We start from the raw sequence: 8709 nt of genomic DNA on the forward strand, positions 1-8709 counted from the left end.
GGCCTCTCCCGCCGGCGTCCGGATCACGAGCAGATGCGGACCCGCGGCTTCCACCGACAGGAGCGCCTCCTCGACGCGCTCCGCGAGTGGATCGCGGGCCGCCGGCGGGCGCCGGGGAACGGTGTAGCGGCCGCCGATCTTCACCAGCCCCAGCGCCCGGATGTCGCGCGAGACGGACGCCTGGCTGGCACGGACGCCGCGCCGGGCGAGGGCGGCGACGAGTTCCGCCTGCGTGCCGATCGCCTCGGAGCGCACGAGGGAAGCGATGAGCCGGCGGCGCGCTTCGCGGGTCACGGCCGGAGCGCCTCGAAAGGCCAGGGACGGCCGGCGAGCGCGTCGAGCGCTTCGCGGAAGCGCAGGCGCCGGAGCCGGACCGAGGCTTCCGCCTCGCGCCGCCTGGCGGCGAGCTTTTCGAAAAGAGACGGCCCCGCGAACGACTCCCGGCGCGCCAGGATCTCCTCGTCGCTGGGGCGGGGAAGCGGCTCGCCGGCGGCGACCGCCGCGGCGACCTCGCGGTAGGCCCTCCGGAACGGGACGCCTTCGACGACGCGCCGCATCACCTCCTCCGTGGCGAGACAGCCGGCGTCGACCGCCCGGCGGCAGGCCACCGGATCGACCTCGATCAGCGGGACGGCCGAGCCGACCGCGCGCGCCATGTCGCAGAGGGTATCGATCCCTTTCACCAGCGGGCCCTTCGTCAGCTGCAGGTCTCGATGGTAGCCGCCGGGAAGTCCCATGGCGATGCCCATGACCTGCATGGCGAGGCCGGCGATCTCGGCGGCGCGTCCTCTCGTCAGCTCGAAGAGATCGGGGTTGCGCTTGTGCGGCATGATGCTCGAGCCGGTCGCGAGGGAACGGGGAAGGACCAGGAAGCCGAACTCGTCCGAGGAGAAGAGAACGACGTCGCGGGAGAGCTTCCCCAGATCGCAGCCCGCGCACCAGAGCGCCGCCAGCGTGGCTCCTTCCAGCTTGCCGCGGGCCGCCTGGACGGAGGTGACGCACTCCTGGAGACCGGCGAAGCCGAGCCGCTCCGCCACCTCCTCCCGCTCGAGGGGGAGGGGTACGCCGTAGCCGGCCGCGCTCCCGAGGGGCGAGCGGTCGGCGAGCGCGCGGGCCGCCTCCAGCGGTCCCAGATCGTCGAGGAGAAGCTCCGCGTACCCGGCGGCCCAGAGCCCGACCGTGGAGGGCATCGCCCGCCGCCCGTGCGTGTAGCCCGGCCAGAGGACCCGCTGGTGTCGCGCGCCGAACTCGATCAGGGCGCCGGCCGCGTCGACGAGCAGCTCCTCGGCGCGGAGGAGGCCGTGCTTGATGTGCAGGCGCAGATCGGCGGCCACCTGGTCGTTACGCGACCGCCCGGTGTGGACCTTCTCCCCGATCTCGCCGAGCCGCTCGGTCAGGTAGCGCTCGAGCGCGGTGTGCACGTCTTCGTCCGCGCCGGTCACCGTCAGACGCCCCGCCGCGGCGTCGTCGAGGGCATCGCGCAGCGCCGAGTGGAGACGCGCTTCCTCGTCGCCGGAGATCAGCCGCGCGCGGGCGAGGCCGTGCACGTGCGCCATGGTTCCGGCGATGTCCCACAAGAGGAGGCGCCGGTCCCAGACGCGGTCCTCCGCGGCGGTGTACGCGTCCAACGCGGGGTCGAGCGGCTCGCCGCTGCCCCAGAGCGTGCCGCCCGCCCCGGCGGCGCTCATGCTCCGTTCCCCCCGTGGGCCAGTTCGTGCTCGCTGTAGTCCCGCTTCTCGCGCCGCCCGACGATCATCGTTCCGCAGCCGGCTCCGGTGAACAGCTCCAGCAACAAGGAGTCGGGCACGCGCCCGTCGAGGATGTGCGTCCTTCTCACCCCGCCCCGGACGGCCGCGAGGCAGGCGGCGACCTTCGGTCGCATGCCGCCGCGGACGGCGCCTTCCGCGACGAGTTTTTCGAGGTCGTCCGGATCGGCGAACGCCACCAGCGAGGCGGGATCGCCGGGGTCGCGGAGCAGCCCTGGCGCCGTGGTGAGGATGAGCAGCTTGGCCGCTCCCAGCGACTTCGCCACCTCGACGGCCAAGCCGTCGGCGTTCACGTTGAGGGGGCGCCCGTGGCCGTCGGCGGCGATCGGCGAGATCACCGGCACCATGCCGCGGTCGAACAGGGCGTCGAGCACGCTGCGGTCGACCGCCTCGATGTCGCCCACCTCTCCCCAGTCCACCGGTTCACCGCCGTCCTCCCCCGGAGGTGGGGAAGGGGGGCGCCGCCGCGCCGAGACCAGCCCGGCGTCCACCCCCGAAAGGCCGACGGCTCGGACCTGCTGCCGGCGAAGGGCCGCCAGAAGATCGACGCTGAGCGAACCGGCGTACACCATCTTCGTCACCTCGAGCATCTCCGGCGTCGTCACACGCCGACCGGATTGCATCCGGACGGGCACGCCGAGGCGCTCGGCGAGACGGGTGGCCTGCACGCCGCCCCCGTGCACCACCGCCAGCCGGATCGAGAGCGAGTCGAGCAGCGCCAGCTGAACCGCGATGCCGTCGAGGAGTTCGGGGCGGTCGAGGATCTCGCCTCCGATCTTCACCACGAAGGTCTGCCCCTTGTACAGCCGCGTGTAGTCGAGCGCCTCCTTGAGGGCTCGAACCATCGTGTCCGTCACCGGTCTCCTCCGAGAAGCTCCAGGAGCAGCGCGCGCTGCACATGGAGCCGGTTCTCCGCCTGGTCCACGACCGCCGACCACGGACCGTCGAGGACTCCGTCGGTCACCACCACGTTCCGGCGCACGGGCAGGCAGTGCATGAAAAAACCTCTCCCGCCGCGCGTGGCGCGCATCCTCCGCTCGTCGATCCTCCACGAGCGATACGGCGCGGCGAGCTTCCGCGCGGCGTCGGCGTCGCCGAAGGCGCGGAGGCTGCCCCAGCTCTTGGCGTAGACGACATCGGCTCCGGCGATCGCCTCGTCGATGTCGTGCGTGATCTCGAGACGCCCGCCGCATCTCCGCGCGACCTCGGCCACCGAGCGCACGTCCTCCCCGTCCAGCTCGAACCCCTCGGGGTGCGCGATGGTGACCTCCATTCCGAGGCGCGCGGCGGCGATCGCGGCGCTCACCGGCACCGCGCACGGCAGCGGCTTCGGATGCCAAGCCCACGCGAGGGTGAACCGGGACTCGCGGGCGGCCTCGCCGAGGCGCTCGCGGATCGTGAGGGCGTCGGCGAGCCCCTGACAGGGATGTCGCCGGGCCGACTCCAGGTTGATCACGGGGACGCCGGACTCGGCCGCGAAGGTCCTGACGACCTCGTCGCGGCGCGCTGCCTCCCAGTCGTCCAGTTTGGGGAACGCGCGGACTCCCAGAGCGTGCACGTAGCGGCCGAGCACCCGCGCCGCGTCGACGACGTGCTCCGGCGCGCCGCCGTCCATGACCGCCCCGCGGCGGGTCTCCAGGGCCCACGCCCCCCGTCCCGGCTCGAGCACGATCGCCCGGCCCCCGTGCCGGGCCATCGCGGCCTCGAAGGAAACCCGCGTGCGCAGCGACGGGTCGAAGAACACCAGCCCGAGCAGCTTTCCCCGGAGCGCCTCGTCGTCGCGGTTCGCCGCTTTCAGGCGCGCCGCGCGGTCGAGGAGCTGGAGCACCCGGCGGTCGTCCCACTCGTCGGTGGCGAGACAATGGCGAACGGTCACGTCAGGACCCTCTCGAGGGCGGCGAGGAACTCACCGGCCTCTCCTTCTCCGGCGACGAGCGGGGGGAGCAGGCGCAGGACCGACGGGTCGGCCGAGGTCCCGGCGAGCACGCCCTGCGCGAGAAGCTCCCGTTGGACCTGAGCGGCTGGGCGGTCGAGCACGAGTCCCAGGAGAAGGCCGGCCCCCCGGACCTCTCGCACCCCCGGCAGCCGTGCGGCCGCGCCCGCGATGAGCGCCCCGATCTCCCGCGCCCTCTCCGCGAGCCGCTCTTCCTCGAGCACCGCCAGCGTCGCGGCGGCGGCGGCGCAAGGCACCGGCCCGCCGCCGAAGGTGCTTCCGAGGTCACCCTTGCCGATCCCTTCCGCCAGGCGGTCCGACACCAGCAGGACGCCGAGCGGCAGGCCGGACGCGATTCCCTTGGCGAGCGTGATCGCGTCGGGACGGATGCCGAGCCGCTGGGCGGCGGTGAAAGCGCCCGTCCGCCCGCAGCCGCTCTGGACCTCGTCGAAGACGAGGACGGCCCCCGCCGCGTCGCAGAGCTCGCGCGCGCGGCAGAGGAACTCTGTCGGAAGCGGGCGCGCACCGGCGAGACCTTGCACCGGCTCCGCCAGCACCGCAGCGGTGCGGTCCGTCACGAGCGACTCCAGCGCCCGGGTGTCGCCGAACGGACAGACGTCGGTCAGCGCGGCCAGCGCCCCGCCGCCGGCGCGGCGGGCGAGTTCCCTGTGGCGCGGCGTTCCGGCGCAGGCGAGGGTGGCCAGCGTGCGCCCGTGAAAACCGCCCTCGATCACCACGACGCGTTCCCTGCCGGTGGCGCGCCGCGCCAGGGCGAGCGCCTGCTCGTTCGCCTCCGCGCCGGAATTGACGAGAAACAGGTGGCCGAGCTCCGGTGGCGCCAACCGGGCGAGCCTTTCGAGCAGGTGCTCCCGCGGTTCGAGGGGCAGGGCGTTGGAGTAGAAGAGGAGTCTTTCGGCTTGCTCGGCCACGGCCGTGGCGACGCGGGGATGCGCGTGTCCCGTGAGCGCGACCGCGTGCCCCGCGTACAGGTCGAGGACGCGCCGGCCTGCGGCGTCCCACAGGTAGCAGCCGCGCCCACGCACGGGACGGAAGTCGAGCCGCTCGTAGACAGGCAGCTCCGAAAGCTCCTTCAGCACGGATGGAACCCTCCGAACGTCAGGCCGTCCGTCTCCGGCAGGCCGAGCGCCAGGTTCATCGCCTGCACCGCCTGACCCGCGGCGCCCTTGACGAGGTTGTCGATCACCGCCGTTACGACGATGCGCCGGCCTCCGTCGCGGGCGGCGGCGTGGAGACGCGCGAAGTTCGTGCCGGTGACCGTCGCCAGTCCGGGAGGATCCGGGTCGGGGACCACGAACGGCCGGCCCGCGAACGCCTCCGCCACCGTGGCGAGCGGGGCCGGATCCTCCTGAGCCAGGTCCAGGTGGGCGGTCAGGTGGATCCCGCGAACGAAGGGGCCCGAGTGCGGGAGCAGGATCGCCGCGGCCGTGGCGTCGGACCGCCAGCGGCGGAGCGCTTGCACGATCTCGGCCTCGTGGCGGTGCCCGGCCAGCGCGTACCCCCACATGCTGTGGGCCCTGACCGGGTGGTGCGTCCGCGGGGCGGGTTGCGTTCCCGACCCGCTCGATCCCGTGACGGCGAACAGGACGGGCGGGGCGGCCAGCCGCCTGGCGAAGGGGAAGAGCGCGAGCAGGGCGGCGGTCGCGAAACAGCCCGGCGCGGCCAGCCGCCGCCGGCCGCGGAGTTCTCCACCCAGAACGTCGGCGAGCGCGTAGGCGAACGTGCCGAAAAGATCGGCCCGCGCGGGCTCGCCGTAGGCGGCGCGATACAGCTTCGCGTCGGCGATCCGGAAGTCGGCGGAGAGGTCGATCACGAGCGGCGGATCCTCGTCGAGGATGGCTCCGATCTCCCGCTGGGAGCGGCCGTGAGGCCAGGCGAGGAACAGCACGTCGGCCCACCGCGCCGCCTCCTTCGGCTCGCACGGCTCGAACCGTCCTTCTCGGCCGTGGGCGAGCACGGGATGGACGTCCGCCCACGCCTTTCCGGCGGCCGATTCGGAGAACGCGCGGACGCTCCCGACGCCCGGATGGCCCGAGAGAAGCCGGAGCAACTCCCCGCCGGCGTAGCCCGCAGCACCGAGCACCGCCGCGCGGATCGGCTCACCGCGCGGCACCGACGACCTCCAGAAGACAGGCGGCGAGCCTCTCCGGCGCGCGGCGCGCATTGTGGGCCGGCAGCCCGAGCGCGTCCCGGACATAGCGGCAACCGACCTCGGTGTCGGTGGCGGGCCCGGCGACGATCGAGGGAGCGATGCCGTAGGTGCGCCGCAGGATTTCCACGCCGCCCCACGCGCCCACCTGGTCGGGAGCGCAGAGCACCAGCGCCGCGCACCGTCCCATCAGCTCGGCATCGGCGAGGATCGCTTGCACGCCGTACTCGCCGAGGATCCCGTCGCCCAATTCGGCGACCACGATGTCGGGCCGGAGATGCCGCCCCAGGTGGTTGAGCAGGCCCTTCGCCACCGGGAGCACGAGGTCGGGATCGGTCGACACGGCTCCCGCGTCGGTGAAGGTGAGCGCCAGCAGGGCCCCCGCATCCTGCATCGCCAGCGCGTCCCGCCGCAGGGCCACCCCGGTGAGCTTGACGCCGGCGACCCTGCAGCCGGCGCGCGTCAGTCCGCGGATGATCTCGACCGCCGCGGCCGTCTTGCCGCTGTTCATCGAGGTGCCGGCCACGAAGACGATCGGCGGCCCCGGATCGAGGCTCTCCGCCGGAGGGATCGCACCGCGCCGGATGTGCGCCGGCCGGCCGATTCGATCGCCCGTGCGGGGAAAGTCGAGGACGGCACCGAGCACCTCGGCCTCGAACGGGGGTCCGAGGTCGGGGTGCACCGAGGTGCAACGTCCCAGCACACCGCCGAGGTTGAGCACGTGGACGGTATCGCCGGGACGCAGCTCCTCCGGCACGACGCCCGCATACCCCTTGAGCGCCTTTCGGGAGCCGAGAGTCCCCGCCAGGAGGTCGCCGTGACGGAGCGGAACCATTCGGCCGCTCGTGTCCTCGACGACGTTGTACGACCGCTTGTCGGTGAGGATCCGGACCGCGATCACGTACCCCTCCCGGCAGACGATGGACGGTCCGAGCAGAGGTTCGCGCGGCACCCTCGCGTTCGCCGTGGAGGAGGCGATCCGGTCGAGCCTTACGCGTACGGTGTCGGCCATGGCCTGTCCTCCTCGGCGCCGGCCCGCCGCTCGTCGCGCCGGGCTGCCAGGATCGACGGGATCGCCGCGAGCTTGGCGAACGCTCTCGCCTCGGAACCGTCCCAGAGGTGGTGGGTTTCGCCGTAGCGTGCGACGTCGGGGGCCATCAGCGAGCGCGGGCTCCGGGCCCCGTTCACCGCGAACCGGCCCGGCTCGAGACGGACGCGGGTTTCGCCGCAGACGTGCCGCTGCGAACTCGCGATCATCGCCTCGATGTCCCGCATCACCGGATCGAAAGCCTGGCCCTCGTGAAGACGGTCTCCGTAGAAGCGGGCCAGGTGGTCCTTCCAGAACGCCTGCCACCGGGTGAGGCAGAGCTTCTCCAGCTCGCGGTGCGCCGCGATCAGCACGACCGCCGCGCCCGCCTCGAACCCGATCCGTCCCTTGATCCCGAGGACGGTCTCGCCGACATGGATCCCGCGGCCGATGCCCCTCGCGCGGGTGAGCTCTGCGAGTTCCTCGACCAGTTCGGGTCCGCGGAGGGGCCGGCCGTCGAGCGAGACGGGCAAACCCTCTTCCCAGCCGACGACCACCTCGCACGGGCCGGCGTCGCCGACGCCGTCCCAGGCGTCCTCGGGAGGGGGTTTCCAGGGATCGTGCGTCCAGCCGCCGCCGATCGTCGTTCCCCACAGTCCGCGGTTGACGGAGTACAAGCCCCGTGACGGCGGCGCCGGGATGCCGGCCTTCTCGAGGTAGGCCACCGCATCCTCCCGGGCGAGGCCGAGGTCGCGCACCGGCGTGAGGATGGGCACGCCCGGGAGGAGGCACCGGAAGGCGACGTCGAAGCGGACCTGGTCGTTTCCCGCCCCGGTCGAGCCGTGAGCGACGGCGTCGGCCCCCAGCTCCCTCGCGACGCGGGCCACCTCGATCGCCTGCTGGGTTCTCTCGGCGGCGACGGAGAGCGGGTAGACCTCCCCGCGCAGCACGTTGCCCCGGATGAGGTGGGCGATGAAGCGGTCGAAGACAGCCTGCCGGGCATCGATCTCACGGTGCTCGGCCGCTCCCGCCTCCCGCGCGCGGAGCGCGATCGCCTCGCGCTCCTCCCGGCCGGTGCCGCCGGTGTCGACCGTCACGGTGACGACCTCGGCCCCGCGCTCCCGCCGGAGCCAGGCGGCGCAGAAGGTGGTGTCCAGTCCTCCGGAGAAGGCGAGCACGACCCGCATCGCAGCCTCCCGCGGGGCGTGCCCCGCCGGTGAATCGGATATGAATTGCGCATATTTATTCAAACGCGCCCTCCTGTCAAGGCGCGCTCCCGAATTCCACCCGGGCCCCCGGGTCCGATCCGCCGGCGGGGGCCGATCTCACCCCCGGACCGGCGGGGACTCGAGCCGGACGCCCGGGTTTCCGGCGCCCCTGCGCGGCCTAGGTGCGCACCGCCGGCTCCCGCGCGGAACGGACTCCGGCAAAGCCTCGTGACCGGTGGGAGGTGCTTTCCCGATGGCGCGCTGCGCCGGACAACTCGGTGGTGCGTCGGCACTTCCGCCCGCCCCGGCGCAGCTCGACCGGCCCTGCTCGGTAACCCTCAATGGCTCAGCGGCTTGGATCGGGGAACGCACCGTCCGGGATGCACCTCGTGACCGGCGTGCCGGTCCGCCACCGGCCGCACGCGCCCCCACCTCCCGAAGATCCCGGAGACCGAGGGGCAATCCGGATGGGCCCTGGCGGAGGACGCGCGAGGTGCGAGCGGGGCCGAGTTCGATGCCGCCGCGCGCGGGCTCGCCGTTCCTGGCCGAAAGTTTCGGACGCGGCGTTCCGCCGCGGGCGGGTCCGGGCGGACCGGGGTTTCGAGACC

8 protein-coding genes are annotated in these 8709 nt (G+C 73.3%); all 8 read right to left on the minus strand.

Going from position 1 to position 8709, the window contains the following annotated elements; translation table 11 throughout:
- A partial coding sequence (locus D6718_03510; protein RMG47486.1) for an arginine repressor occupies positions 1–294 on the minus strand: 294 nt, incomplete at its 3' end.
- A complete protein-coding gene (argH, locus tag D6718_03515) occupies positions 291–1688 on the minus strand; it encodes an argininosuccinate lyase (GenBank protein ID RMG47487.1) in 1398 nt (465 codons plus the stop codon). The genes argH and D6718_03510, both read right to left, overlap by 4 nt.
- The gene (argB, locus tag D6718_03520; GenBank protein RMG47488.1) at positions 1685–2623 is read right to left on the minus strand and encodes an acetylglutamate kinase; all 939 of its coding nucleotides are present in this window, start codon (positions 2621–2623) and stop codon (positions 1685–1687) included. Before argB ends, argH begins: the two co-directional genes overlap by 4 nt.
- A complete protein-coding gene (locus D6718_03525; protein ID RMG47489.1) occupies positions 2620–3642 on the minus strand; it encodes an N-acetylornithine carbamoyltransferase in 1023 nt (340 codons plus the stop codon). The genes argB and D6718_03525 overlap by 4 nt, the downstream gene beginning before the upstream one ends.
- The gene (locus D6718_03530) at positions 3639–4796 is read right to left on the minus strand and encodes an aminotransferase class III-fold pyridoxal phosphate-dependent enzyme (GenBank protein ID RMG47490.1); all 1158 of its coding nucleotides are present in this window, start codon (positions 4794–4796) and stop codon (positions 3639–3641) included. Before D6718_03530 ends, D6718_03525 begins: the two co-directional genes overlap by 4 nt.
- Positions 4790–5914: an N-acetyl-gamma-glutamyl-phosphate reductase gene (gene argC, locus D6718_03535; protein ID RMG47491.1), complete on the minus strand. Its 1125-nt coding sequence runs from the start codon at positions 5912–5914 to the stop codon at positions 4790–4792. Before argC ends, D6718_03530 begins: the two co-directional genes overlap by 7 nt.
- A complete protein-coding gene (locus D6718_03540; GenBank protein ID RMG47492.1) occupies positions 5817–6878 on the minus strand; it encodes a hypothetical protein in 1062 nt (353 codons plus the stop codon). The genes argC and D6718_03540 overlap by 98 nt, the downstream gene beginning before the upstream one ends.
- Positions 6857–8080: an argininosuccinate synthase gene (gene argG, locus D6718_03545; GenBank protein ID RMG47493.1), complete on the minus strand. Its 1224-nt coding sequence runs from the start codon at positions 8078–8080 to the stop codon at positions 6857–6859. Before argG ends, D6718_03540 begins: the two co-directional genes overlap by 22 nt.
- Positions 8081–8709: the final 629 nt, after the last annotated feature.

Source organism: Acidobacteriota bacterium, from assembly GCA_003696075.1.
Classification (GTDB): Bacteria; Acidobacteriota; Polarisedimenticolia; order J045; family J045; genus J045.

What these genes read in the sequence shown, in the direction of transcription:
- argH (RMG47487.1), bottom strand. Translation starts at nt 1,688, where the DNA reads ATGAGCGCCGCCGGGGCGGGCGGCACGCTCTGGGGCAGCGGCGAGCCG.
- argC (RMG47491.1), bottom strand. Translation starts at nt 5,914, where the DNA reads ATGTCCGGGACGCGCTCGGGCTGCCGGCCCACAATGCGCGCCGCGCGC.
- D6718_03540 (RMG47492.1), bottom strand. Translation starts at nt 6,878, where the DNA reads ATGGCCGACACCGTACGCGTAAGGCTCGACCGGATCGCCTCCTCCACG.
- argG (RMG47493.1), bottom strand. Translation starts at nt 8,080, where the DNA reads ATGCGGGTCGTGCTCGCCTTCTCCGGAGGACTGGACACCACCTTCTGC.